21 protein-coding genes are annotated in these 25,017 nt (G+C 46.0%); 10 read left to right on the top strand and 11 right to left on the bottom strand.

From position 1 onward, the window contains the following. Window positions 1–47: 47 nt before the first annotated feature. Window positions 48–1,643, bottom strand: coding sequence for a CHAT domain-containing protein (locus K4039_RS05785; RefSeq protein ID WP_265234185.1), 1,596 nt, complete (start codon window positions 1,641–1,643; stop codon window positions 48–50). A 443-nt stretch (window positions 1,644–2,086) separates the two neighbouring features. Between K4039_RS05785 and K4039_RS05780 the strand changes: the two genes are divergently transcribed. Beyond that, a complete protein-coding gene (locus K4039_RS05780; RefSeq protein ID WP_265234184.1) occupies window positions 2,087–2,317 on the top strand; it encodes a hypothetical protein in 231 nt (76 codons plus the stop codon). Here K4039_RS05780 and K4039_RS05775 read toward each other — a convergent pair. From K4039_RS05775 to K4039_RS05755, 5 genes are all read right to left on the bottom strand, one after another. Next, window positions 2,314–2,601 carry a tetratricopeptide repeat protein gene (locus K4039_RS05775; RefSeq protein WP_265234183.1) on the bottom strand — a complete coding sequence of 96 codons (288 nt, stop codon included), beginning with the start codon at window positions 2,599–2,601 and terminating at the stop codon, window positions 2,314–2,316. The two genes, K4039_RS05780 and K4039_RS05775, sit on opposite strands and share 4 nt — an antisense overlap. 458 nt (window positions 2,602–3,059) lie before the next feature. Further along, window positions 3,060–4,082 (bottom strand): tetratricopeptide repeat protein, encoded by a 1,023-nt coding sequence (locus tag K4039_RS05770; RefSeq protein WP_265234182.1) that lies wholly within the window; start codon window positions 4,080–4,082, stop codon window positions 3,060–3,062. Between the two features lie 304 nt (window positions 4,083–4,386). Next, window positions 4,387–4,947, bottom strand: a complete 561-nt coding sequence (locus K4039_RS05765) for a Uma2 family endonuclease (protein WP_265234181.1) — start codon at window positions 4,945–4,947, stop codon at window positions 4,387–4,389. A 187-nt stretch (window positions 4,948–5,134) separates the two neighbouring features. Then, window positions 5,135–6,325: a cysteine desulfurase family protein gene (locus K4039_RS05760; protein WP_265234180.1), complete on the bottom strand. Its 1,191-nt coding sequence runs from the start codon at window positions 6,323–6,325 to the stop codon at window positions 5,135–5,137. Window positions 6,326–6,558: 233 nt separating this feature from the next. Then, window positions 6,559–6,963, bottom strand: coding sequence for a hypothetical protein (locus K4039_RS05755; RefSeq protein ID WP_265234179.1), 405 nt, complete (start codon window positions 6,961–6,963; stop codon window positions 6,559–6,561). 191 nt (window positions 6,964–7,154) lie between these two features. Between K4039_RS05755 and K4039_RS05750 the strand changes: the two genes are divergently transcribed. Then, window positions 7,155–8,816 (top strand): DUF655 domain-containing protein, encoded by a 1,662-nt coding sequence (locus tag K4039_RS05750; RefSeq protein WP_265234178.1) that lies wholly within the window; start codon window positions 7,155–7,157, stop codon window positions 8,814–8,816. 186 nt (window positions 8,817–9,002) lie between these two features. On the opposite strand, the gene cax is transcribed toward K4039_RS05750, so the two are convergent. Further along, window positions 9,003–10,097, bottom strand: a complete 1,095-nt coding sequence (gene cax, locus K4039_RS05745; protein WP_265234177.1) for a calcium/proton exchanger — start codon at window positions 10,095–10,097, stop codon at window positions 9,003–9,005. Window positions 10,098–10,291: 194 nt separating this feature from the next. On the opposite strand from cax, the gene K4039_RS05740 reads away from it, so the two are divergent. Then, window positions 10,292–11,020 (top strand): Uma2 family endonuclease, encoded by a 729-nt coding sequence (locus K4039_RS05740; RefSeq protein WP_265234175.1) that lies wholly within the window; start codon window positions 10,292–10,294, stop codon window positions 11,018–11,020. Between the two features lie 108 nt (window positions 11,021–11,128). Here the strand turns inward: K4039_RS05740 and K4039_RS05735 are convergent, their stop codons facing one another. The 3 genes from K4039_RS05735 to K4039_RS05725 all read right to left on the bottom strand — a co-directional run bounded on the left by K4039_RS05735 (window position 11,129) and on the right by K4039_RS05725 (window position 14,813). Next, a complete protein-coding gene (locus K4039_RS05735; RefSeq protein ID WP_265234174.1) occupies window positions 11,129–11,845 on the bottom strand; it encodes an MORN repeat-containing protein in 717 nt (238 codons plus the stop codon). A gap of 102 nt (window positions 11,846–11,947) precedes the next feature. After that, the gene (locus K4039_RS05730) at window positions 11,948–12,700 is read right to left on the bottom strand and encodes an MORN repeat-containing protein (RefSeq protein ID WP_265234173.1); all 753 of its coding nucleotides are present in this window, start codon (window positions 12,698–12,700) and stop codon (window positions 11,948–11,950) included. Between the two features lie 217 nt (window positions 12,701–12,917). After that, window positions 12,918–14,813, bottom strand: a complete 1,896-nt coding sequence (locus K4039_RS05725; RefSeq protein WP_265234172.1) for a hypothetical protein — start codon at window positions 14,811–14,813, stop codon at window positions 12,918–12,920. 769 nt (window positions 14,814–15,582) lie between these two features. Here K4039_RS05725 and gpmI point away from each other — a divergent pair. The 4 genes from gpmI (at window position 15,583) to K4039_RS05705 (ending at window position 19,611) form a co-directional block, all read left to right on the top strand. Further along, on the top strand, window positions 15,583–17,184 hold the full coding sequence (gpmI, locus tag K4039_RS05720; RefSeq protein WP_265234171.1) for a 2,3-bisphosphoglycerate-independent phosphoglycerate mutase: 1,602 nt from the start codon (window positions 15,583–15,585) through the stop codon (window positions 17,182–17,184). A 787-nt stretch (window positions 17,185–17,971) separates the two neighbouring features. After that, window positions 17,972–18,211: a preprotein translocase subunit SecG gene (secG, locus tag K4039_RS05715; RefSeq protein ID WP_265234170.1), complete on the top strand. Its 240-nt coding sequence runs from the start codon at window positions 17,972–17,974 to the stop codon at window positions 18,209–18,211. Between the two features lie 111 nt (window positions 18,212–18,322). After that, window positions 18,323–19,051 carry a peptidase gene (locus K4039_RS05710; protein ID WP_265234169.1) on the top strand — a complete coding sequence of 243 codons (729 nt, stop codon included), beginning with the start codon at window positions 18,323–18,325 and terminating at the stop codon, window positions 19,049–19,051. 92 nt (window positions 19,052–19,143) lie between these two features. Continuing rightward, window positions 19,144–19,611, top strand: coding sequence for a bis(5'-nucleosyl)-tetraphosphatase (locus tag K4039_RS05705; RefSeq protein ID WP_265234168.1), 468 nt, complete (start codon window positions 19,144–19,146; stop codon window positions 19,609–19,611). Between the two features lie 251 nt (window positions 19,612–19,862). On the opposite strand, the gene K4039_RS29760 is transcribed toward K4039_RS05705, so the two are convergent. Next, window positions 19,863–20,630 (bottom strand): rhodanese-like domain-containing protein, encoded by a 768-nt coding sequence (locus K4039_RS29760; protein WP_321161554.1) that lies wholly within the window; start codon window positions 20,628–20,630, stop codon window positions 19,863–19,865. A 135-nt stretch (window positions 20,631–20,765) separates the two neighbouring features. On the opposite strand from K4039_RS29760, the gene K4039_RS05695 reads away from it, so the two are divergent. The 3 genes from K4039_RS05695 to K4039_RS05685 are packed head-to-tail and all read left to right on the top strand — an operon-like array spanning window position 20,766 to window position 24,984. Continuing rightward, complete coding sequence (locus K4039_RS05695; protein ID WP_265234167.1) at window positions 20,766–21,488, top strand: hypothetical protein; 723 nt, start codon at window positions 20,766–20,768, stop codon at window positions 21,486–21,488. 47 nt (window positions 21,489–21,535) lie between these two features. After that, a complete protein-coding gene (locus K4039_RS05690; RefSeq protein WP_265234166.1) occupies window positions 21,536–23,515 on the top strand; it encodes an ATP-binding protein in 1,980 nt (659 codons plus the stop codon). 2 nt (window positions 23,516–23,517) lie between these two features. Beyond that, window positions 23,518–24,984, top strand: coding sequence for a DUF1802 family protein (locus tag K4039_RS05685; RefSeq protein ID WP_265234165.1), 1,467 nt, complete (start codon window positions 23,518–23,520; stop codon window positions 24,982–24,984). Window positions 24,985–25,017 lie beyond the last annotated feature (33 nt).

Here is a 25,017-nt window from a genome sequence, read left to right as displayed (position 1 = left end):
TCTTTCCTGGAATTATACCCCAATACGATACGCCAACCATAATCAAATTATAATCCGATCGCACAAAACGCTCCCCAATGATAAACATCGCCGTAGGGTTTTTCATCCTTATTGTAGCCTTTTAATTCCTTGAGTATCGGTTTTCTCCGATCGCCATCAAAACTATCGGATTCCTGCACCCATGATACCAAATCTGGGGTTTTGGCAGACTTAAACCAGCGCTGGGTATCGTGGAGGGCTTTACCGATGCTAACTCCAGGTTGTAGCAATTCATAGAATTTTACCATCATCAAGGCGGTGGAGAGGTCGTTGACAGCCCAAAGACTGGCTAGGGTTCCCATTGCACCGGCGTGGATAAATCCTGTCGGTAATCCAATATAATCGGAGCGATTTTGGGTGTCAATTAGCGCCGTTTCGCAGGCGGAAAGCACGACTAGGCGGCAATGTTTGAATTGCAGTAGCAAGATGTCTGCTAATGTTAGGCATTTGTTAATGTCGGCTGTTTTGCCGGCGCGCCATTCCACGTAACGATCAGAACCCCCTAAATCCCCCTTGCTAAGGGGGACTTTGATAACTTCTTCCTCTTGCTCCCCCCTTAGCAAGGGGGGCTGGGGGGGTTCTTGATTGGAAATAACGGGGACTTTGATAACTTCTTCCTCTTGCTCCCCCCTTAGCAAGGGGGGCTGGGGGGGTTCTTGATTGGAAACAACGGGGACTTTGATAAATTCTTCCTCTTGCTCCCCCCTTAGCAAGGGGGGCTGGGGGGGTTCTTCCCCTACGATGCCGCCAGACAAGATTAAAAACGATTTTAGCGGATCGTCGGGATTGAAGGAGCCGTGACAGGAAAAGTGCGCGCAGTGGGCATTTTCTAACTGATCTAGATACTTTTCTAGGAGATTTGTTTTACTCGCTTCATCGCCGCGGAGTATTTGACTAATCGCGAATTTGGGGGCGATGCTGGCGACTTCTAAATCGGTGTAGCGCAGATCCGAGGTGGGGTTTTGCAGGGCGAGGAGTTGGTCAAAATTTGGGTGGATGGTAATCTGTTGCAGGAGTTGGCAACTGGGGGCGTATTGAATGCCTTCGAGGTATTTATCTAATAAGAATTCGCCGTCTGTTAGGGGTAGGGCGTGGAGGGGGAACAGGTGCAGCAACCACTGGGGAATTAGGATTAAGCGGGTACTTGATGGCGGCAGGATTGTGGTGATTTGGAGGATGTCTGCGAGGCGCTGGAGCCGGGTAGCAAGTTGTTTTTGCCAGTCGGTTTTGCTTTGTTTGTAGGCGGTTCGGTATTCATTAGCTAAGTCTATTAATTCAGCGCATTGACGATTCCGATGCACTGTCAGCACGTCGGGGTAAGTGAGGACAAAGGTGATGATTTCTGCGTCGGTGATGTACCACTCAATCAGGGCGGTGTTGGGGGTGAGGAGTTGGGTGATTTCGCTGAAGGTGATGGGTGTTAGGGTTTTGGGGATTTCCTGTTTTTGGGCGATTAATTCTGCAAGGTTGCGGGCTTTGTTGGCTTCGGCATATTCTAGTGCTTCTTGGTTGCTTTGGCGATCGAGACATACTTGCACCATGCCCATGTAGAGTCTATCCCACTGCAAGTCATGTTTTTGTTTGGTTTCATTTTGCGATTCCAACTTCCGCAGTTTGGCGGCTCCGGTTATGGCATTTTTAAAGGTATCGTAGGCACTTTGGAGAGTTGCTGCTTTTTGGTTGGTGTCTGCTGGTTTTTCTTGGTTAATGTAGTCTAGTTTTTTCAGATAAGCCCAGCCCAGGTTATTTAAGGTTGCTACGTTATTGAACGGGAAATCCTCAAGGGCACGAACAGTTAAAGCAGCCTCAAAAAATGCGGTCGTATTTTTTGGGGTAATTTGCGGTTGACTCGGCGAGGTAGGGGGGATCGCCCTGGTGCTAGTTAAGTAGGGTTGCTAAACTTGGAGGCTAGATACTATCATATTGAATAGATAATGTTTGGTGGAGATTCAAAATGACTATCTTTTTACCTTTGTTACAATTTAATAACTTGACAGGACTAGGTTTATTCGCGACATTATGCCACAGCCCTAATCCAATTGAGTCTATGCTTATTGTTGCCGCAGTAACAGCAATGGTCGGAGGGCTGGTAGTTTTGGTTCCAGCTAGTGTAGTTACAATGGTATTTATGGCAACCACAATCGTAGAGATGATTATGGCTGGTGCAACACTTGAATCCATAGCGGCTGCAATAGCAGCACAGTTAGGGGCTGCTGGTATGTCCTTGGGATTGGTGTCACAGCTTGTAGAGCAGATTAAAGGGATTATGGGATGCTAGACAATTTTGTAAGGAGTGTAATATGCGATCGCCCGTTCGATATTCTCAGCTTTCTCTCCCCTGATTCTGTTACTATAGGCAACTGCCAGATTATTTTGCGTCTTTGCCATTGTTCGGAAAAGGCATCGCGGCTGCGGACTTCTAAGGCCACCGTGTAAAATGCGATCGCCAGTTACAGATTTTCCGCTATAGTTTTCTTCTGCTTTCAATAATTCTAGGATAAAGTTTTCATATTCTTGGGAATCTTCACCTTCGGAGTGGACTCGATCGCGGTTTTCATTCATAGTTAATAGTTAATAGTTGATAGCGTTGGCATAATTGCTGTAGGGGCGGGTTCCCCAACCATATTTAATACCCACAAACAATCCCGATAAACCCGCCCCCACCCCACCGAAGAAATTCGATCGCTTGTTTCCAATTTTTCTACAAATGCGATCAATCGTTTTTAGGTTTTCCAGAAAGTGCGATCTGGGATTTGTGGTTGGGAGAGGGGCGGGTTTATTTCAATTGTTGGTACTCATTAGAGATGGTTGGTGAACCCGCCCCTACACAATTAATGGATGACAAACTAATAATTGGAGTTAATTTATTTAAGCATAATTATAGCAAAAGGTGCTAGGGAGCAATCGACCGTTTCCCAATTGTCCAAATAGCGAGAAACCGGGTTTTTGCGAACATATTCGATCAAAGTCGAAGATATCGGAAAAAACCCGGTTTCTGAGATTGTTAAAGCAGCCTCACATTAGGCATTAGCCAGCTTCTTTTGAATCATTGCCCAATATTCAGGGAAATCCTCACGGGTATATACTGTTAAAGCAGCCTCATAAAACGATCGCGCTTTTGCCAGATTTTCATCCCGCGAACCGTTGATTCTGTCATTATGGGCATTACCTAGGTTATATTGAATCATTGCCCAATCTTCAGGAAACTGTTCAGGGGTACGAACAGTTAAAGCAGCCTCAAAAAATGCGATCGCGCGATCCATGTTTTCCGCCCGCACACCGTTGATTCTGTTGGCGTAAGCAGCAGCTAGGTTATTTTGAGCCATTCCCCAATCTTCCGGGAAGGCCTCAAGGGTGTAGACTGTTAAAGCAGCGCCATAAAGGGCGATCGCCATTTCCACATTTTCCGCCCGCGAGCCCTTTTTCCTGCTAATATAAGCAGCAGCTAAGTTGTTTTGAGTTTGAGCAAACTTTTCGCTTCCCGGTTGCCGATTATTCAAAACAATCTGATAAGCAGCAATGGCAATTTCAATATTATTCGCTCTATTCCCACCCGAAAAATTGCTAATATTAATCGTCAAGTCTTCAACGAGGCCGATCATTGACTCAATAGTTTGGGCATTTTCGCCACCAATTAACCTCTGCACTACTTGCTCTAAAATGTTAGGAAAACGAGCATTTAGGAGATGTTTTCGTTTGGCTAGCATGGGGTGAATTACTGCTGGATTGCTATTGCTAGCATCTTCTGCTTGCAATAATTCTAGGATAAAGTTTGCATACTCTTGGGGATTTATATCTTCGGAGTTATCGCCATCGTTGATGTCGATTAATTGTGATAGCTGACTAATCAGACTTCGCAGGAAGCTAGCACCGTTTTCTCCTCCTTGCTGTGCCATTTTTTCTGCTACTAACTCGCAAGTTTCCAGAAATTCGACATCCAACAATTCTATATTATCTTGCAATATCTGCGGTTCGTCTCCGCTGGCGCAATTCAGCAGGGTGTGAATTAGTTCTAGGTAGGCTTGGGCGCGGTTTTCTTCCATTGTGGGAGTTGTGAATAAGATCGGGATTTATTTTATCATGGTTGTGCGTTATTTTGTAGGGGCGGGTTCACCAACAATATATAACAATTATCAACCATTTAGATTAACCCGCCCCGCCACCACCGATAACCTACATTAACCTGAAATCTGCATCGCATCGCCAAAATGTACATGATGATTTATCGTTGGGTGGGGGCGGGTTTTTGAGATTGTTGGTTTCAGGCAATTATTGTTGGTGAACCCGCCCCTACAGGATGTATGAAAGAGATGGGAAAAAACCCTATATTTGTGCTTTGGTTAATATCTACGCAAACAATGTGGCTACTGACACGCTAAAATCTGGTAACAAAGGACTGCTTAAGTTATCTTCTTTAAATAAAGTCATCGCTAATTTCAAAACTCCGTTTTCCCGACGGTAAATTTCTACTTTTTGCTGTATGCGATCAAATATCCAATATTCGCGCACGCCTTGAACTGAATATAATTTTAGCTTGGATTGGCGATCGCGCTTTTCATTCTCTTCACCGGGAGACATCACCTCTACCACCAACTCCGGTGCACCCGCCAAATGTCCGGCTTCATCTAATATTTGTGCTAAACGTTCATAGCTTACCCAAACTACATCAGGAATCACATTATCACTATCGGTGAAGATCAGACCGGCAGTTGTTGCAGCCTTACCTAAACCTGTCTGTCTCGACCAAATGTTTAACTCTGCACAAACATTGTCAACAATATTTTGATGTCCCCAGTGAGGTGCTCTTGTCACAACCAATTCTCCTTCGATTATTTCATAACGGTTGCCGTTATCAGGTAATAATTCTAAATCAGCGCTTGTCCAGCGAACTTTTTCTGTGGTTGACATAGCTTTGACTCCACTCTGTTCTATTTTAATTATATACGAGTCTTTTCATAATTTGACCGCAGATGTTGGCGGATTTACGCGGATGGACGCGGATGAAGAATGGGTGGGTACCGAGAAACCAGGTTTTTGCGACAATCTTTGGTGAGATGCGAAGATATTGGAAAAAACCCGGTTTCTTAGATTGTTTCTAATGCCTGCACAATGCTACTTTGGGCATTAATCTATCTAATATTTGCCCGATCGCAATTACCGTCCAATCAATATCAGCTTCCGTGGTTTCGCGTCCCAGTGTCAAGCGAATTCCACCAACCGCGCCACTTTCATCATATCCCATTGCTAATAATATCGGACTGGGTGTGAGTTTGCCGCTGCTACAAGCCGCACCGGAACTAATGCCAATTCCGGCTAAATTTAGCTGTCTCACCATAGTTTTACCTGTAATTCTCTCTGTGTCTCTCTTTTGGTAAGGGCGACAGGATGGGGAGACGATGCAAAAACTGGTGTGGTGCGGCAGTCGGTAATATCGATCGCCCGTGGGGACTAAACTGGGTATGTCAGATAATTGGTCAAAAAGTCGATCGCGCAATGCAATTAACCTCGGCGTTTCCACATCCATTTCCTGCAAAGCCAACTCCGCCGCCACTCCAAAACCCACGATTGCGGGCAATGCTTGCGTCCCTGAACGCAGTTTCAACTCCTGCCCGCCCCCGCCGAACATTGGCACCAATTCGAGTCCTGGACGCACGTACAGCGCCCCTGCACCTTGCGGCCCGTAAAGTTTGTGACTGGAAAGCGAAAGCAAGTCTACGGGCAGTTTCTGCACGTCAATCGGTAATTTGCCGGCAACTTGAACTGCATCGGTGTGAAACAGGATATTGCGATCGCGCGCAATTTGTCCTAAAGTCTCTATTGGTTGCAGTGTACCAACTTCGCTTTGTCCGTAGATGATCGAAATTAGCACTGTGTGCGATCGCAATGATTCTTGCAAATCCAAAGGATGAATTCGCCCATATTTATCGACTGGTAATCGCGTTATTTCCCATCCCAATTCTTCGAGTTGTCGCGCCGTTTCTGATACTGCCGAATGCTCTACGCTGGAAATAATGATATGCTGCGGTTTTGTATAAAGACGGGCAACTCCCATAATTGCTAAATTGTCCGCTTCCGTACCGCCCGAAGTAAAAATCATCGATTCCGGTAGCGCGTTAATCAGCCCAGCAACCTGCATTCTGGCTAATTCTAAAGCAGTCGCCGCCCTTTGTCCCCACTCGTGCAAACTAGAAGGATTCCCCCAATGTTGAGTTAGAGCTTTTTGCATAGCATCAATTGCTTCTGGGCGTGTGGGTGTTGTGGCACTATAGTCAAGGTAAATTTGCATGGCTTTAATTAAATGATGAACTAATAATGAATGAATGACTACCTAATGAATAAGGCACTTATCCTAAAGGCATTAATGATTATTGACTAATGACTCATGATTGTTAAATTATGACTGATAACAACTGCCAAATGCCAACTCCCAACTCCCAACTGTCCACTATCCACCGTCAACTCCCAACTATCCACCGTCAACTCCCAACTGTCAACTGTCAACTATCAACTGTCAACTGTTTAATGACTTCCTGGTTTACAAACGTTGTACTCTTCGTGGGACAAAACTTTTTGGGGAATTAAGAAAGTGCCGCAATCTTCACAAAGCATTCTGTAGTTGCGTGTTACAGGAATACTCACAATCCAGCGGTTGTGACGCAGACGTTTGCCTCCGAAATCTCTGTAATTCTTATTTTCCCCCAAAGCTGCTATAATAGCGCGAGCTTTAGTAACTACATGGTCTGGCAGACCTCTAAGATCGATCGCATCTCTAGCAAATGATGCTTCCCTCTCTTGTTTTTTGGTTTGTTTTTCTGCCAGCATTTCAACATATTGCTGCTGCGCCATCAACTCTTGCGTGCAGCGATGGCACGCTTTACCATATCCTTTGTGACCGCAATCAAAAATTGTTTTTCTTTTAGCCATAAAGCAGCAGTATCGGGTTTGATCCACGCCCCTGAATGCTGCTACCCTACCAGTGATGCTTCCGGCATCGTGGCAGTTCTACAAGACGCAAAATCTATTCCGTTTCATAAATTTAATAGTTTTAACTTTGCTTGATCGAATATCTTTGAACTGTGAATAGACCGATGACCTCAATAAAATTTAAAATTTTTGTGACTGTACTTTATGATAATTTACCAGGTTTTTGCTGTGCTGGACTGCTGGCGATCGCCCTGACGGCCTGCGGACAAGCCAAGCAGGACGTGCAGAATTTACCTCCCAGTCCGGCTCCGTTGCCTCAAGACCCCTTGTTGCAAGTATACTTCAATCAGTCGCTCACTTCGAGTTATACAGAGCCTTATCGCCCGCAAACTCGACCTGGTGATGATTTAGAAAAGTTGGTCGCTGAGGCTATAGCAAGTGCTGGATCGACCGTAGATGTGGCAGTTCAGGAGTTTCGCTTGCCCGGTATTGCGCGCAAAATGGCCGATCGCGCGCGATCGGGAATTAAAGTCAGATTAATTGTCGAACATCTGTACAATCGTCCTTGGAGCGATTATACAGCCCAGGAGTTAGTGAAGTTACCCGATCGAGAGCGCGATCGCTACAGCGAATTTTTGCAACTCGCCGATACCAATAAAGACGGCAAATTAAGCCCGGAAGAAATCAAGCAAAATGATGCTTTTGTAATTCTCAAAGATGCCGGAATTCCTGTAATTGATGATACTGCTGATGGAAGTAAAGGCAGCGGTTTAATGCACCACAAATTTGTAGTAATTGACGGCAAAATAGTTATAGTAACTTCTGCTAATTTTACAACTAGCGATATCCACGGCGATTTCAAAACAGCAGCCAGTCGCGGCAATGCGAACAATTTGCTGCAAATTGCCAGCCCTAAATTAGCGCAAATATTTACTCAAGAATTTAACATCATGTGGGGTGACGGGCCAGGAGGTAAACCGGATAGCAAATTTGGGATCAAGAAACCGTTTCGCCCAGTCCAAAAAGTGATAGTTGGTAATGCAACTATTGCGGTGCAATTTTCACCAACAAGTGCGACTTTGCCTTGGGAAAAAAGCGTTAACAGTTTGATAAATCAAACTTTAGCAAAGGCGAAACAGTCGGTTAATTTGGCACTGTTTGTATTTTCTGCTCAACGGTTGTCAAATACTCTAGAACTTGAATCTAGGCGCGGTGTGGCGGTGCGAGCTTTGATTGACTCAAATTTCATTTATCGCCCTTACAGCGAAGGTTTAGACATGATGGGGGGGACTTTGATGCAAGATTGCCGATTGGAATCTGACAATCGCCCGTGGAGAAAGCCGATCGCTACGGTGGGAGTGCCGCTGTTGCCAATGGGCGATCGCCTGCACCACAAATTCGGTGTGATCGACGGCAAAACGGTGCTTACAGGCTCTCACAACTGGAGTGAGGCTGCAAATCACGGGAATGATGAGACATTATTGGCGATCGACAGCCCGGTAATTGGGGCCCATTTTGACCGGGAGTTCGATCGGCTGTACAAAGGTGCAATCTTGGGAATTCCCCACCGCATCAAACAGAGAATTGACGCGAAAAAAAAAGAGTGCGAATCAGTGCAAGCAGCATCAAAATCTGCCGATGCTAAATCTCAAATTTCTGGCAAAAAGTTAGTTAATTTGAATAGCGCAACTCAGGAAGAATTAGAAACTTTGCCAGGAGTAGGCCCGAAGTTAGCCCAGAAAATTATTGCAGCGCGGGAAAAACAGCCTTTTCAGTCTTGGGAGGATGTGGAAAACTTGCCAGGAGTCGGAAACAAAACAGTAGACAAGTGGCGCGATTTAGTCGCATTTTAAACACTAGAAAAGATTGCAAAAATAGCTAGGACGGGCAAGATGCCCATCCCACAAGATTTTTACATTAGGGGAAAATTTTTTAGGACGGGCAAGATGCCCATCCCACAATTTTTTTTTCTTGTGGGATGGGCTTCTAGCCTGTCCCAAAATTTGATGCAAATAACTTCTACAATCTTGTCTATTACTTCAAGTAACTGGGTGAAAGTAAAATGCCGCAGCTAACACAATATATGTTGCTAAAAGTAGCACTCCTTCCAGCCAATTAGAACGTCCGTCGAGACTAATTAGATTAGCGATTGTCACAGCAATGGCAACCGCAACCACCTCAAACGGATTAAAGTTTAAATCCATCGGCTGATGAATCACTATACCGATAATCACCAACACCGGCGCTACCAGCAAAGCAACTAGCAAACTCGAACCCATTGCGACAGAAACTGACAAATCCATATTGTTTTTCATCGCAACTCCCACCGCAGTTACATATTCGGCCGCGCCGCCCACAATCGGCAACAAAATAACCCCTGTAAACAGCGGTGTCAATCCCAATCCTTTGGTAGTTTCTTCGACAACACCCACGAAAATTTCTGATTCAAAAGCAACGGCAATAGTTGAAGCAACTAGCACCCCTATCCACAGCCACAAATTCGGTTTGTGCGCGGTGGATTCATCATTTTGAGGATTTTCTGACTCTAGTTCTAGCAAGCTGACTTCGTAAAGATAGCTGTGAGTTTTTAAGGAAAATAGCAGTGTTAGCGCGTAAACTGCAATTAGGACGATCGCAGTTATCAACGAAAGATTCTGAATCGCTGCGGGTTCGACTCCATTGGATGTGTAAATTACCATTGTCGGCAGCAGAATCGCAATCACTGCGAGAGTCATGGTGGAACCGTTCACCCGCGCGATAATTGGCTTGAATTCTTGTTCTTTGTAACGGATTCCTCCTAGCAGCATGGAAAATCCCATAACTAAGAGTAAGTTGCTGATAATTGTGCCGGTGATGCTGGCTTTCACGATGTCAATTAAGCCAGCTCTTAGGGCAACTATGGCAATAATTAATTCCGTAGCATTGCCGAAGACTGCATTTAATAAGCCGCCTATGGATGGCCCTGTGACGATCGCCACTTCTTCTGTTGCCGTGCTCAACCAAATCGCCAGAGGTATAATGCCTAAAGCGGATGTGATGAAAACTGTGAGGGAACCCCAGTGCAAATACTCAGCGGCGATGGAAATGGGGATGAAAACTAACAGGGCTATGGAAAGAATTTTTTTGATTGACATAGGAACTCGGATGGTGTATTGAAGGGTGAGGTCGAGTTAAATTGGCGATCGCAAAATTGATTTTACACTATTCAACTATTTTCTGACAATTCTGGTGGCGAGTGCGATCGATAATTGGGAATTTTTAACCGCAAATGCACACAGATTGAGGCAGATTGAATATAATAGAATTATATCGACATCGGTGAAAAGATATGTCTCAATCTGTAGTGCCAGTTGTTGAATCAAAGCAAATTGATACTTCACCCACCTTGACGTTTGAAGAATACCGATTTTATCAAACTGATTCCGATCTACAATATGAACTGTACAAAGGCAAATTAATTCCGATGCCAACAGCAACAGTTTTACACATCAAAATTTGCGAATATTTAGTTTATAAGTTGCAGCGTTATCTAGCTGAACATAATCTTGATTTAGTAGCAAAAACAAGTTTGGGAGTGAGGACAGAAGAAGATAAATCCCGCATTCCTGATGTAGTTGTTTGCACTCAAACTCTTTTGGAACAAGCTGCTGCTAGACCAGGTGCTGGCATCCTCGATTTTGAAGAAAAGCCGCTGTTAGTGATAGAGGTAGTGAGTCAAAATCGGCGGGCAGATTATATTATTAAACGAGCCGAGTACGAACTAGCTAACGTGCCAGAATATGTGATTGTTGACCCGACACCTAACAAGCAAGTGGTGCGAGTTTTAGCCTTTATTGAAGGTGAAGAAATTTATACGCAAACAGATTTTGTGCCGGGGCAACAAATGGTATCTGTAGTATTTCCCGATCTGATATTGTCAGTGAATGAAATACTGTTTCCGCCATTAGTTGAAGGGTTGATTAAAGAAGAACAAGCTCGATCGCGGGAACTTGAACAACGGGCTGAAAGATTGGCGGCGAAGTTGCGAGAGTTAGGAGTCGATCCTGATATTATTTAGGATCAACGCTTTTCTGTGAGATCCCCAACTTCTTAAAGAAGTCGGGGAGGTGGGTATTCTGTTTGTTTAGCCGTTGCTCACTTGCTAACCATCGCATTAATTCCAGATTTATCGTTCGAGCCGCTGGCCGTCGCGGAACACTCCCGGAAAACGCTTGCCACGGGTATCAATAATTGTGCCTTTGCCGTGGGGCAATCCCTTCCGCAACTCTCCCTCGTAGCGGATACCGTTAGAAAACGCACAAGTACCCCTAGCATCGAGTTCTTGACTAAAGAACTGTCCCGAACACCGGGTACCGTCGGCGCGGGTGAACACTCCTGCACCTAAAGGCTTGCCCCCCAAGAATTGACCGACAAATCGATCGCCATTAGCAAAAATGAATTGCCCCTGTCCAGTTGGCACACCCACCTTTCGATCGAGAGAAAACGGCCCAATATAGCGATCGCCATTAGTAAAAATAGCTGTCCCGGAGCTAACTTTGCCATCTCGGAAGACACCCTCGACGCGGGCATCGTCCTTAAATATAAATTGTCCTCGACCGTTTGGCTGACCCATACGGAACTGCCCCTCATAGCGATCGCCACCGGAGTAGACATATACCCCGGTGCCGCTGGGCAAACCGTTAACGAAGCTTCCGATGTAGCTATCGCCACTGTCGTAATCGCACCTAACTCTACCCGTAGCGATCGCAGGCACACAACGACCGCTGTTAGCTCCTCCTCCTGCTTGCGCCATTGATGGCAAGGGATAAGTCGCGTAACTACCAATTCCCAACACTGATGCAACTAATAGAGCGATTCCACTGGTTTTAAAAGGGGAAATCATTAATCAATTTTCTCCTATGCGTTTCTGGATATTATCTTGCTTTGTCCTTTGCCTTTTGTCTGATGTCCTGTCAAAACTTGCCTTGACAGCTCAATTTATCCTTTACGACAGTCCGGGTTTGCCGTTACGGAATACCCCAGGAAAGCGTCTGCCATTAACATCGATCATCGTCCCGACACCATGAGGCAGTCCCTTGCGCAATTCTCCTTCATAGCGCGTGCCGTTAGGATAATTGCAGGTAACAGAAGCATCAAGTTCTGGATTAAAAAACCTACCAGAGCAGCGAGTACCGTCTTTGCGTACTAATACCCCAGGCCCAAAGGGCGAGCCTGCAAAGAATTGTCCTTCGTAGCGATCGCCGTTAGAGTAAAAAAACTGACCCCGCCCAGCAGGTTGACTACTAATGACTTTAGTTGTCACGTTGATCACGACTGCGAACTCTCCAACGTAGCGCTCGCCGTTGGCAAAAACCACAGTCCCCGATCTCATCGTGCCGTCTTGGAACACGCCTGTGTAGCGGGCATCATCTTTAAAAATGAATGTCCCTCTACCATTAGGAACTCCATTCCTAAACTGTCCTTCGTAGCGATCGCCATTAGCGTATACATAGAGCCCCCTGCCGTCGGGCAAGCCGTTCACGAAGTCTCCCTCGTAGTTGTCGGCCCCCTCATAATTACATTTCACTCTCCCAGTAGGAGGGTTGCCTTGGCAGACGGGAGGGCGTTTGCCTTCTTCTTTTTTTGCTTCGTCTTTTGGTTGAGCCATTGAGGGCTGGGGATTAAAGAGATTAGCGACGCCGCCGATACAAGAAGCAACTAATATCGCCATCCCTAATTTTTGAATTGAACCGAGCATGGGAAATCTCCTTTGACTTCAAAATAGTAATAGAGATTTTAGAGAAGCTAAGACTTGCTGAAATATCCCATATTTTTTCATACCTAATGGTGATTTTTCAGAGCTTCACTAACTCTATATTAAGTTTACTTTCAGACTCGGATATCAGACCTGGATACAAAAAGGCAAAAATTAAGAGTTTTTGCCTTTAGCATTTTTCCGGCTCGATCGTCAATTTTTAGCGCCCCGTCACCTTATTAGCATTTGGCATACGGCTAATCACGGCATTCACAGGTTTTTGATCGCGACTTGGGGCTTTTTCCCCAACTGATTTGGCTACCTCAACGCCGTTTTGCTCCAGAATCACGATCGGATCTCCTCCTGACTTAAGATCAACCCGCTTCACCAAAACTTGCCCGTTAGACAGTCGTTGTCCTACTTTGACATATCGACTTGTTGGTTCACTCGGTACTCTAACAATCACTTGGGTCTCGTTCCCAACTTTTACTACCCCGCTGACTTCAGTACCTGTAGCGAGGTCGGTAGAAGGCGGTGGAGGAACTGCCGGCGCTTGCTGGATCGGAGGCGGATTGGGGTCTACCCACTGGGGCGGGCGCTTATCTACTGGCAGCGGTGGCAGATTCGGCACTCCTAGGGGTCTAGCTGCAATTGGCTGGGGCGGCCGCGGGGGTGCTGGACGGCGCGGATTCGTAGCGGTACGCGGATTCGTAGCGGTACGCGGATTCGTAGCGGTACGCGGATTTGTACCGGCAGTTGTTGCTGGAGTTTGACGACGACTGCCCAAGTTCGGCGTATTTAGCCCCGGAACTTGGCGCGGCGAGCCTATTTGCGAGCCATCTCCTCCGGGCAGGCTAGGCTCGCCGGCGGCGCGACGGCCCAAATTCGGAGCATTCAGCGCTGGAACTTGGCGCGGCGAGCCAACTTGCGCGCCTTCGCCTCCCGGCAGAGAAGGATCTCCTAATTGTCTGGCTGCTATTAGCGGATTTCCTGCTGGGCGGCGTCCTACTGGCGGGGGGTTTAGCCCTGGTAGTTGTGGCAACGAGGCTACTTCCCGACCTAGGGCCTTCTCGCCTGCGGGCTCAGGATTTGTCGGGGTTTCGGATAGAACTGGCAGAATAGGTGCTTTTGCTATGGTTCGCCCCTCATAGTCTTGATCGCGGACGGCTGCATCAAGTCTATTCTTGCCCTGCCGCCAAACTGCTTGCAGCAAATTTATTCGCGTCACGCAGGACAGTTCCCCCCTTCTTTCTGTCGGCGGTCGATATACCTCAATTGCCTCTGCAATTTCGGGCACGATGGAACACCGGAGAGCATCAGCAGGTGATTTGTCTCCGTAAAGGTTCCACAACCTAGAGGCTGTCACATATTCATCCAGGGTCTTTTCTATTCTTCGGAAGAATGGCCGGTTAGTTAGGAGTAACTCTCGTCTGGTTGAATTCTTTTCTCCTTCTTTTCCGTAAATAGTCCTGACTAATGTCCCCAGATCCGTACCGTACTCAGAATATTTTGTGGTGTCATCCAGCAGAGCCTGAAGCGTCCTGAACTCGCTGACAACGCCTTTTGCTGTCGGGCTGAGATTGATTTGGGGAGCGGCCGGGCCTCTGAGCTTAGTTCCTCCAATTTGGACTGGGCGGGATAGCTCTGGCAGTGTAGGGATCGTGGCAACCAGTCGCTGTGGCAGTTTGGGCAACAGATTGACTGTCATCGGCCCTGCTGCGACTTCGGCAGATCCGGCTGGGTTTTGAACTGCGATCGGGGGAAGGACTGCAAAGGGGTCTGACAGACCGGTATTGGCTGGCGTCAATGGGCCTTGGGATAGGGGCTGACCAGCGGGTGTTTTTTTAGCCTGGTTCTTGTTGTCGCCAATGCCTGTTTGAGCTTGTCTGGCGCGTTCGTCGGGATTGGTCGATCGAATTAACCCTGGTGGCTGGGCCGCGACGATTGGGGACGAAAAAGTCTGAGTTCCTGGGGTGGGGCTGCCGGAGGCTGCCGGAGACGGAGAAGCTGTACTGGGACTGGGGCTGGGACTGGCTGTGTTGCTGCCTCCGTCGCCGCAGCCTCCGATCGAGAAAGCTAGTAGTCCTATAGTCGCAAAATATAAAAGTTTGTGCATTGCCGATCGCCCCTAAATGCTTAATTTCCGCGCCAACCAGACTCTACAATTAAAGCAGGTTGTCGTTTTAAGTTTATCTGTTCGATGTTATGCGATCACTTGAAAATTGCCAAGTTAATCTTGACGATTTGATATTGGAGGGGCGTTGGGTTTTCGCAACCGGTTAGGATTTTAATGCCGAGCGCTTTTCGACATTATTGAATCAATCAAGGCATTTCTATGGTAGGAAAAGTGATTCTCCAGCGGATGAGCGCGATCGCCCAAATTATTTCTGCGGCCGCTGCGGTGGCAGTTGGCTCAGTGGGGCGGTGATGTGCAGGCTCAATCAAATCAGCCAAAAACTAAGTTGATGAAATTCTTGCCCGATGTGAGTTCTCAGCACCTCGATCGCATAACAGCATCGGAGTCAAAACAGGCAATTTGTAGTTGAATTTATTTCTTGAGGCAGTAGCAAAACGCAGCCAAGTGTGGTATCGTTTTGAGTGTTTCAAGACCCACAGACCGTTAAACTCTATGTGAAAATCCGCCCGCTGTTGATGCGATCGGGTAACAGTCTCAGAGTTTAGATTCACAGTTCAAGGCAAGGCAATCAATTAAACAAACAGCAAAGCAGCTTGAAATTAGTTCCCAAAATGCTGCGGCTGAGGGAATTTTGGTTGGGATTGTTGGGCCGAAGCGTCAAAAATCTGTAAACTGATGAGCGGAAGATGTTCCGCAAAATCGGAAATCATGACGATCGAGAAATTAATTATTGTAAATAGGTATTCGCATGGCACAAACCTCTGTATCTCCTGTAGTGCTGATTATTCTAGACGGCTGGGGTTATCGTGAAGCAAAAGACGGAAATGCGATCGCCTTAGCGAAAACACCCGTGATGGACAGTCTCTGGGCAGCTTATCCCAGAACTCTGATTCACACATCGGGCCGGGCGGTAGGGCTTCCAGACGGGCAAATGGGCAACTCGGAAGTCGGTCACTTAAATCTGGGCGCAGGCCGCGTGGTTCCTCAAGAGTTGGTAAGGATCTCGGATGCTGTCGAAGATGGTTCTTTGCTCGAAAACCGGGCGCTGGTTAAACTTTGCAAGGAAGTGCGCCGTCGGGGCGGCAAGTTGCACCTGACTGGTCTTTGTTCCGAGGGCGGAGTACACTCGCATCTGAGTCATATTTTGGGTTTGCTAAAGCTAGCAAAGGCACAGGGAATTTCTGAGGTTTGTATCCACGCGATTACAGACGGCCGCGATACTACTCCGAAAGAGGGCGTGGAAGCTCTAGGCAAGATTGAAGGTTATATCAAACAGGTAGGAGTGGGTCGGATTGCTACCATCAGCGGCCGCTATTACGCGATGGACAGGGACAAACGCTGGGATCGGGTGCAGCGGGCTTACGAGGTGATGACGATTGAGGGCGCACCTGATGGTCGATCGGCAGTTAATGTGTTGCAGGCATCCTATGCTGAAGGAGTGACCGACGAGTTTGCGATTCCGACTCGGATTACCCCAGGATCTGTGGCATCCGGGGATGGGATGATTTTCTTCAATTTTCGCCCGGACAGGGCTAGAGAGTTGACTCAGGCCTTTGTAGCGCCCGATTTCAATGGGTTTGAACGGCAGTTAATTGAGCCACTGGCGTTTGCGAGTTTTACTCAGTACGACCCAAAACTGTCGTCGGTACTCGTGGCTTTTGAACCGCAGAATTTGAACAATATTCTGGGCGAGGTGATTTCTAAGCACGGTTTGCGGCAGTTGCGGACGGCGGAAACTGAAAAGTACGCTCATGTGACTTATTTTTTTAATGGCGGTCTGGAAGAGCCTTTTGAGGGGGAAGACCGGGAGTTGGTGCAGAGTCCGATGGTGGCGACTTACGATGAGGCGCCGGAAATGTCCGCCGCTGAGGTGACGGATGTGGCGCTGGCGGCTTTATCCAAGGGGATTTATTCGTTTGTGGTGCTTAACTACGCTAACCCGGATATGGTTGGTCATACGGGGATGATCGATGCGACGATAATTGCGGTTCAAACTGTGGATAAATGTTTGGGGCGGCTGTTGACGGGCATTAGTAAAGCTGGAGGAACGGCAATTATTATTGCTGACCACGGAAATGCTGAGGTGATGTTCGACGAGAATGGGAATCCTTGGACTGCTCACACTACTAATCCGGTGCCGTTTATTCTGATAGAGGGCGAAGGTCTGAAGATTCCGGCTCATGGAACTGAGGTTCCTCTGAGGGCGGACGGCTGTTTGGCTGATATTGCGCCGACGATTCTGGAGCTGTTGAGGTTGCCTCAGCCGCCGGAGATGACGGGACGTTCTATGATTGAGCCGGCTGAGTTTGAAGTTCGCGCTAATCGCACTCCGGTGCGGGTGCGGCTGTAGCAAGTCAGGATACACGCAGGGACACAGCACCGTGCCCAGAGGTGTCAAGTTAAGGCTGAAAACCTTTGTATCTCTGGTTTGTATCCAAGTCTAGAACCCCCTAAATCCCCCTTAAGAAGGGGGACTTTGAGAAAACTCCGGTTCCCCCCTTCTTAAGGGGGGCTAGGGGGGATCTGGCCTTGGCTGCGAACGAGATATACAAAGATTTCCAGGCGATTGTTGACACTTTCGGAAAGGCAGTGCTGTGTCCATAAGTGAGGTTGTGTGCGATCGACCAAATTTGATATAATCATAGATTACCGATTACTAATTACCAATTACCCCGAATTGTCAGGAACTCAGGGCTAAAGCCACTGAGCTTGAAAGAGAAATCTAACAAGCTATTCTGACCAGCCTAAGTCTTAACTGACTACGTTATTTAGGTCACGACACCAGCGAATGCGAAGCTAGTTTTCTGCTCTGTCGCTTGTGATTAAACAGTTCTAAAGTCCCTGGAACAGTGTCACAAGCCCAACAAGCCCTTATAACATTGGCGAAGCTAACATCACCCCCGCAAGGGAGAGGCAGAAATGCCAAACATTATGCGTACAGGATTGGGAGATTTGAAACGGTAACTGTCCCGTTGAAAGTGTAGTACAAAAGCACACCGAACCAACCAATCCCAAGGCGGTAATGGAAAGATTCAACGCGATTGAAATCGCCGAGCCGCTTCCCTCTCAGGACTAAAGTCTCTGAGTTTCCCTCTCAGGACTAAAGTCTCTGAGTTTCCCACTTACCGAGTTTGTTTATGAATATTGTTGCTGTGTTACAAGTTATCTGGTCTTTGTCTGCTTTCGGACTTGTGATTTTGGTGTTGCTACACAGTCCTAAAGGCGATGGCATTGGAGGGATTGGTGGCCAAGCTCAATTGTTTACGAGCGCCAAGAGTGCGGAAACGACTCTGAACCGAATTACTTGGGGTTTGTGTATTGTTTTTATGGGTTTGACTGTAATTTTGAGTGCTGGTTGGTTGACTCCTAAGTTGTAAGATTAGGATTTTTAACGGCAGATGTAGGTAGATAAACGCAGATGAACGCAGATGAAGTTGATATAATCTGAATTTATCTGCGTTTGTTTTTGTGTATCTGTGGTCATAAAAATGCGGTTGTGGAAAGTTACGATAAAAGCTCGATTGCTGCTCGGTTTTGGATTGGCTTTATGTTGTTTTAGCCTGATAATTTTTACTCAGGTTAATACTCTGGCGGTGAGTCTTTCTCCTCTGGCGAATAGTTGGCCGGCTGCACAGGTTCACGCTTTGCCGCCAATGCTGGCCAATTGGCAAGATGCAACGGATAGCGGTGATTATTTTGACCAGGTTAAACCGCCGACTGTCGGTCATTTGCTGTGGTCGAAGTTTCCGATTCAGGTTTATGTTGATCCGGTTGATGCTAATAAGTCTCAAGCATGGATAACGGCTGTTTTGGATGTTGTCCGGGAATGGGGGGTTTATTTGCCTTTGGAAGTGGTGGATAGTTCCGAGGTGGCTGATATTAGAATTTTACGTCAGGTTCCGCCTGTGCGTCAAGGGGTTTTGCGATCGCGCTCTGGGGAATCTACCTATGAGTTGTACAATCGTCGGGATGGGGATAAAACTGTTTTATCTCATCGGTTTTCGGTGTATTTGAATCCGAATCAAGTGGGTAAGTATGTTCCGGCGACGGCGCGGCACGAGTTGGGACACGCTTTGGGAATTTGGGGCCACAGTTTGCTGGAAACTGATGTGCTTTATTTTTCTCAGGTGCGGAATCCTCCGGCTATTTCTGCGAGGGATGTTAATACTTTGAAGCGGGTTTATGAACAGCCGACTCGGTTGGGTTGGGAATTGTAGTTTCGGGCGAATAGAATTCGAGACTACGCACACGAAGTCTACCTTCGCGCACTATAATAAGCACACGATAGTTAATAGGAAAGAGAAGAAAGATGAAAGATGAAGCTTTTGGCATTGTGCCAGTTTTTGCGACTGAAACTGATAGTTTATTTTTGTTGATTCAACATCAAGCCGGACATTGGGCGTTTCCCAAAGGTCACGCGAATCCGGGGGAATCGGCGCTAGAAACGGCGAAGCGGGAGTTTAATGAGGAAACTGGCATCCGCGATTGTGAAGTGCTTGAGGAGCCTAGTTTTGTGGAACGTTATTCCTTTGTTAAGGAAGGGAAGCCTAGTTCGGTGCAACATTATTCCTCTGCGAAGGAAGGAGAATCAATTGAAAAGACTGTTACTTACTTTTTGGCTTTTGTAAATTCAATGGAAGTTCAGTTGCAAGTAGAGGAAGTTCAAAATTCGGCTTGGACTTCCTTTGAGGATGCAGTTAAGCTGATTACTTTTGATGGGAATAGGCAAATTTTAAGGGAAGTCAAAGCATTTTTGGACGCGAGGAATGAGTGTTAATTAGTCTTGGACGCACTGTTTATGTAGAGGGCGCTGCACCTTAGGCTATAAGTAGTGTGTCACAGCACTTTTTGCGTCCAGGATTGTTAAGAAATAGTCCGGTTATACGAGCGCCATTAAATTTGTACTAAGGACTTTAGTGCTGAGTGAATACAAGCTTTTAGAGAGGGTTCCAGTCCTTATTACAAACAAATTGTTTTGTTAAATACCCGACATCTTCAAGAAGTCGGGTATCTAGGTATTCTGTGAGATTATTTGTTGGTTTTCTGGGCTTTGGCGTGCTGTTGCAGGCGAGAGAAAACGTTGTAGGCGTCGGGGCCGGGATTACCGTGTTCTACAGCGCCGTCGATGGGGCCGTCGATGGCTTTCCAAGCTGGAATTCCGCCTTTGAGTTCGGCTACTTTTCTAAAGCCGGCGGCGCGGAGAAGATTGGCGGCTTCTGCTGTTTGTTCGTCGCTTTCGCCGTAGATGTAGATGTCGCGAACTAATTCTAGGCTGGATTTGGCGCGCTCCACTAATTCGTCGATTGGCATCGGTACGGCGCCGGTAATGCGGCTTTTGTCGAAGCTTTCAAAATCGCGCGCGTCGATGATTGTGAGTCCGGGTTCGCCCCAATCTAAGCGGGCTTTGAGGTCGTGGCTGGATACTTGGGCTTTTAAACCGGGAGGGGTGGGAGTGAAATCTGGCAGTTTTTCTTTGATGTCTGCAATTTGGTCGGGAATAGTTTTCATGGGTAAAATTCTCTTCAATGCTTTGATTGCAATGTAACGAGATGTGTAGGTTGAATGCGTCTTTCTAAAGGCGGAATCGGGCATTGAACTAAAGTCGCAGTTAAGCTGATTTGCTGGTGGTTGACTGCGGTTGGGAGCGCTATATTTGTTGAGGTTGCTAAGCTGTAGCTGGCTTTGATGGGGATTGTTTAGATTGAAATGTACGATCGATCTTATTGACTGTAGATATTTTGAAGTGCGATCGATCGCCCAACCAGTCATTGTATCAAATAAGCAAATTTTAGTCAATCCAATGATTTTTAAATGAAATTTGCTGTATGTTGTGCGCAGCCTCGTGCGTTATTTTGCTGAGAAGTTTAGATGTTTTTCAGCCAAATTTCTGGTAAAATTTGATACTAACAATAGATATTAGAAGGTATGAATATGTCTGAGAACAATGAAATTGCGGTGCCTAAAACTTTGACACCCCAAGAGCAAGCGGTTTGGGATGCGAAGGCGAAAGTTCGAGTGTTACTGAATTTGTGGGATTTGGGCGCAGGTCAAATTCCGGTTAAAAAGGGCGATTTGACTAAGCGGATTGTTCGCACTAATGAGACGAGTCAGAAATATCTGGGAGTGCTCGCGGAGTTGCAGGAAGCTGGGGCGATTGAGTATTCGCTGGTAAATCGGGTGACGCGGTTGGAGTTGAGCGCGAAGGGGAAGGAGGTTTTGGCGGATGGCCTGCAAAGTCGCGATTCTCTGTTTGAGTTTGATGGTTCTCAAATCGGTACTCGGCTGGGAAATGCTTTGCTGAAGTGGATTCGGCATCAGGATGGTGCGGCGGGTGTTGCTGTGGGGGCGGGGAAGAAGGCGGAAAGTGCGATCGCATCCTATGACAATTTTAAGGCTTTGGCGATCGATGTGTATGACAGCTTGAACCGGGATTATAACTTAGACGATTTGGTGCCGATTTATCGGATGCGGCGAGAAATTGGCGAAAAAGTCAGCCGTTCTCAGTTCAGCGAGTGGCTGTTGGAAATGCAGGCTAATGACATTTTTCAGCTAATGGCTGGAGAAACACAAGACATCACCTCAGATAAACGTGAAGATTCTATCACTATTCCTGGTGGTGCATTCCGTTATTACGCCAAGCGTTTGAATTCATAAAATAGCCCTGAATCTTTTTGTAGTTCGTTACCTCACACCCGATCGCTATGAACAATATATCAGTTTCTCCGATAGAAGCCCTCAATGCTGCCATCCAAAATCACAATCCATTTACCAAAGCTGGAATTGTCAAAGAACAAGATATTTGGGGAAAAGGTTTCCCCGATATTCCAACTTTAAATGCTCACGCTTCCGATGCCATTTTTCAGGCTGTTGAAAAAGTACAGACTACTCAATCCAGCCAAGAAAAAGTTACTTCACTGGTATTAACCGCTCAACAGGGAATGGGAAAAAGCCACATTTTGAGCCGAACTCGCCACAGACTAGAAAGTAATGGAGGTGCTCTGTTCGTTTATGCCAGTGTTAATAATTACACCGATTTAAACTTGATAAAATACCAATTTCAGCAAACTTTAGCTAACAGTTTGAGCCACACAGGAAGCCAAGATGTCATGCAATGGCAGGAAATAGCGGCAGCAATGGCCAACGAAGGTTTTAAAGCTATCAATTCTGCTACACCAAATCTTTCTGCTCAAGAACTTCTCGATCGATTTGACAGAGTATGCGCTAGTTGGGCTAATAAAAATAGAAATTTCATCAACACCCTAACTAAGCAAGTTCTCAAAACAAAATCAAATGTAGACCCTTATATTGTTCGAGCTGTTTTGTGGACATTATCAGAATCTGAAACACCTTTTGCTATCAAATGGTTATCTGGTGAAGAGTTAGATAAATCTAAAGCTGAGGAACTAGGATTGCCGGCTAATTCCGGCAAAACTAATCAGGACAGAGAAGCCGAATCTCTGAATAATGTCCAGCAAATTTTAAATTTGGTGAGTTACTACAGTCCTGTAATCATTTGTTTTGATGAAATAGATCTAAATACAAGTTGTAGAGATGATGGCTTGACAACACCGCAGGTAATTGCCGATCTAGTTAAGCGTTTGTACGATACTCTCGAACACTCCGATCTCGGTCAAGGTTTGGTTATTATCACAGTGATGATGCCCTATACGTGGATAAACATAGTGAATGTAATGACTGGCGGTATACCCGATCGAGTTTCAACATACACGCAGAAAAAACCAATCGATTTAAAATACTTGAATGGCGATTCTTTAGTTGATTTAGTCGGACTATGGTTGCAAGATTTTTATCAAGTCAGGAATTTAAACCCCCCTCATCCGCTCTATCCATTTGAGGAAAGTCAACTGAGAGAACATGGCAGAGGTAAGCCAACGGTACGCGAAGCTTTGAACTGGTGTGCCGAGAATTTTCAAGTTTTCATGCCTCCAATGCCTGAACTTCCAGAAAATCCTATTGAGCGGTTTGAGTTTGCTTTAAATAAGGAACTTGAGGCAGATATCGGAGAGGATATCGAAAATGATTCCACAATTGCTAAGGCTATTTACTTTGGCTTTGAAACGTTGAAAGGTCAGACGGTAGATAATGTAACAATTGATGATATTACCGCAGAAATCAAACCCAAAATACCAAATGCGAATTGGATTAAATTCAAGATAATTGGCACCGAAAATGGCAGAGCTATCAAGATAGGGGTTGCAGTCATCCAATCTCCTCAAGCTGAATTAGTTGCTGGATTAAAGCGCTTAACTGATTATCAAAAATTTGATTTGACGCGCGGTTGTCTAGTCCGTTCCCAATCAAAAATAGATAAAATCAAGAAAAACTCTAAAGCCTACAAGCTTCTAGAAGAACTCGTGTCAGTTGAAAAAGGCGGTGAGGTAGTGTATTTGATTGAAGAGCAAATAAAGCCACTACTGGCTCTCCGTGCTGTTTGTCAAAAATGCCGAGATTACAATTTAACAGAAGACCAGATATTTGATTTCATATCTCAGAAGCAGCTCACTTTTGAGAATCTTTTATTGCGGGAAATTTTGAGCGATCCCTCCGGTGAAATGCCTGTGGTTGACGATGAAGATGAAAACCTACTTCTAGAAGACATTTTCAACCCTCCCACCAATGATGATACAGATGATGGGGATCTAAGTGACCTATTTAGTTAACCATGAGCAAATCAATTTTGCTTCAAACAGCTCTGGCTTTACCAAATCCAGATATTGAAGCTTTAATCCAAGGACGAATGATTGCAGCTATGCCTCGGATGTTTCTGAATCCGGGGCGAACATTTGCCCTCTATCCAGCCGATATCTCGATTAATTTGCTGCCTCACGAACAACATTATCGCTCAAGTTTTTTGCCTGTTGCTCAAAAGGCACTTGCTCAGTTAAATTCTGAGAAAGTTTTCATTAAAGCTTGGGCTAGATGTGAATTGTGCCAAATGCTCAATGATCCAGAATCATTAGAGGCTTTGTCGCAGTTAACAGTCTGGACAACAGAGGCATTACAGCAAACCCTCCTAGAAAAACCTTATATTTTTCTAGCTTATCTTCGCGTTTATCTGCTACCTCAGCCGCTGGAAATGCCAGTGCATCCCAGCGGTAATTTTGTATCTTTGCCAAAATCCCTAACTGTGACTGATTCAACGCCAGTGTTGAGCGAGTCTATCTTTGCCAAACGCCGCCAACAACTGGAAAAACTAGAGCCTCCCGAACATCCAGAATTGGAAGAGTTGCAAAGTGCATTAGTGCATTTATCCACCACCAACCCAAAAGCTAAACAACTAGACGCAGAAATCAAAATGTTTCTCGGTTGGTCGGAAAAATCACCAATAACACAACCAGATCCAGATTTAGGTTGGATTCAAACAATTTCACAAATCGGCAACTCTAGCGACGGTTATGGCTTTGAAAAATTAGTCCGCAAAGGTTTTATCAAGCTAGGTTTCGGAAATTCTAACAGGAAACCAGAAGCCAGTCTCGATCCTGAATCAACCGGGGGCGCTGGCGGCTTAGATTTCTACTGTGAAACTCCCTATCAGGTAGTGGGAGAATGCAAAGCTACCAAAAGTGAAACCGTAGCTGATGGAACGCCAGCGCAACTGATCAAGTTAGGACATAAGCATCTTCAGGAACAATACAACTGCTGTATTAAGATAATTATGGCCGCTGGTCAGTTAAATAGACACGCTAAACAAACTGCTATCGGAAACCACATGAATGTCATTCGCCCTGAAACATTGCAAAAACTTGTTGAATTGAAAGCTAAACACCCCGGTTCAGTTAATTTATTAGACTTAAAACCGTGTTTAGAGCAAGAACCGTTTGGCGAAGATGCTGATGTTAAAGTTAATCTTTACATTGACGGAGTTTGGGAAAATCTTAAATTGCGATCGCACGTTCTGGATATTCTGAAAAAATATCACGAAAATACTGGTTCTGAACGAGCAAGTGTGGATGTTCTTAGCGGCGCGTATTCAATGTCTAACCCACCGCAGAAGTTGTCCCGCGAAGAGTTGCACGAAATGTTAGTAGAACTTTCTTCTCCGCTGACAGGTTATGCAGGGCGAATTAAAGGCGAGAATTTAGGGCGCGATCGCTTTTATTTCCTCCGCGACTTGCTGCTGGATGATTGAGATGCGTCAAGGGCGATTCATGATCCCGATAGC

Origin of the sequence: Lyngbya sp. CCAP 1446/10 (assembly GCF_026130175.1) — a bacterium.
Classification (GTDB): Bacteria; Cyanobacteriota; Cyanobacteriia; order Cyanobacteriales; family Microcoleaceae; genus Microcoleus.
This window is presented reverse-complemented; position numbering and strand designations above follow the sequence as displayed.

Bases quoted from the DNA above. Each gene is read 5' to 3' on its own strand.
- K4039_RS05710 (WP_265234169.1), top strand. From the start codon at position 18,323: ATGCGGTTGTGGAAAGTTACGATAAAAGCTCGATTGCTGCTCGGTTTT.
- K4039_RS05730 (WP_265234173.1), bottom strand. From the start codon at position 12,700: ATGCTCGGTTCAATTCAAAAATTAGGGATGGCGATATTAGTTGCTTCT.
- K4039_RS05705 (WP_265234168.1), top strand. From the start codon at position 19,144: ATGAAAGATGAAGCTTTTGGCATTGTGCCAGTTTTTGCGACTGAAACT.
- K4039_RS05770 (WP_265234182.1), bottom strand. From the start codon at position 4,082: ATGGAAGAAAACCGCGCCCAAGCCTACCTAGAACTAATTCACACCCTG.
- K4039_RS05765 (WP_265234181.1), bottom strand. From the start codon at position 4,947: ATGTCAACCACAGAAAAAGTTCGCTGGACAAGCGCTGATTTAGAATTA.
- K4039_RS05775 (WP_265234183.1), bottom strand. From the start codon at position 2,601: ATGAATGAAAACCGCGATCGAGTCCACTCCGAAGGTGAAGATTCCCAA.
- cax (WP_265234177.1), bottom strand. From the start codon at position 10,097: ATGTCAATCAAAAAAATTCTTTCCATAGCCCTGTTAGTTTTCATCCCC.
- gpmI (WP_265234171.1), top strand. From the start codon at position 15,583: ATGGCACAAACCTCTGTATCTCCTGTAGTGCTGATTATTCTAGACGGC.
- K4039_RS05740 (WP_265234175.1), top strand. From the start codon at position 10,292: ATGTCTCAATCTGTAGTGCCAGTTGTTGAATCAAAGCAAATTGATACT.
- K4039_RS05695 (WP_265234167.1), top strand. From the start codon at position 20,766: ATGTCTGAGAACAATGAAATTGCGGTGCCTAAAACTTTGACACCCCAA.
- K4039_RS05780 (WP_265234184.1), top strand. From the start codon at position 2,087: ATGCTTATTGTTGCCGCAGTAACAGCAATGGTCGGAGGGCTGGTAGTT.
- K4039_RS05735 (WP_265234174.1), bottom strand. From the start codon at position 11,845: ATGATTTCCCCTTTTAAAACCAGTGGAATCGCTCTATTAGTTGCATCA.
- K4039_RS05690 (WP_265234166.1), top strand. From the start codon at position 21,536: ATGAACAATATATCAGTTTCTCCGATAGAAGCCCTCAATGCTGCCATC.
- K4039_RS05725 (WP_265234172.1), bottom strand. From the start codon at position 14,813: ATGCACAAACTTTTATATTTTGCGACTATAGGACTACTAGCTTTCTCG.
- K4039_RS05755 (WP_265234179.1), bottom strand. From the start codon at position 6,963: ATGGCTAAAAGAAAAACAATTTTTGATTGCGGTCACAAAGGATATGGT.
- K4039_RS05760 (WP_265234180.1), bottom strand. From the start codon at position 6,325: ATGCAAATTTACCTTGACTATAGTGCCACAACACCCACACGCCCAGAA.
- K4039_RS05685 (WP_265234165.1), top strand. From the start codon at position 23,518: ATGAGCAAATCAATTTTGCTTCAAACAGCTCTGGCTTTACCAAATCCA.
- secG (WP_265234170.1), top strand. From the start codon at position 17,972: ATGAATATTGTTGCTGTGTTACAAGTTATCTGGTCTTTGTCTGCTTTC.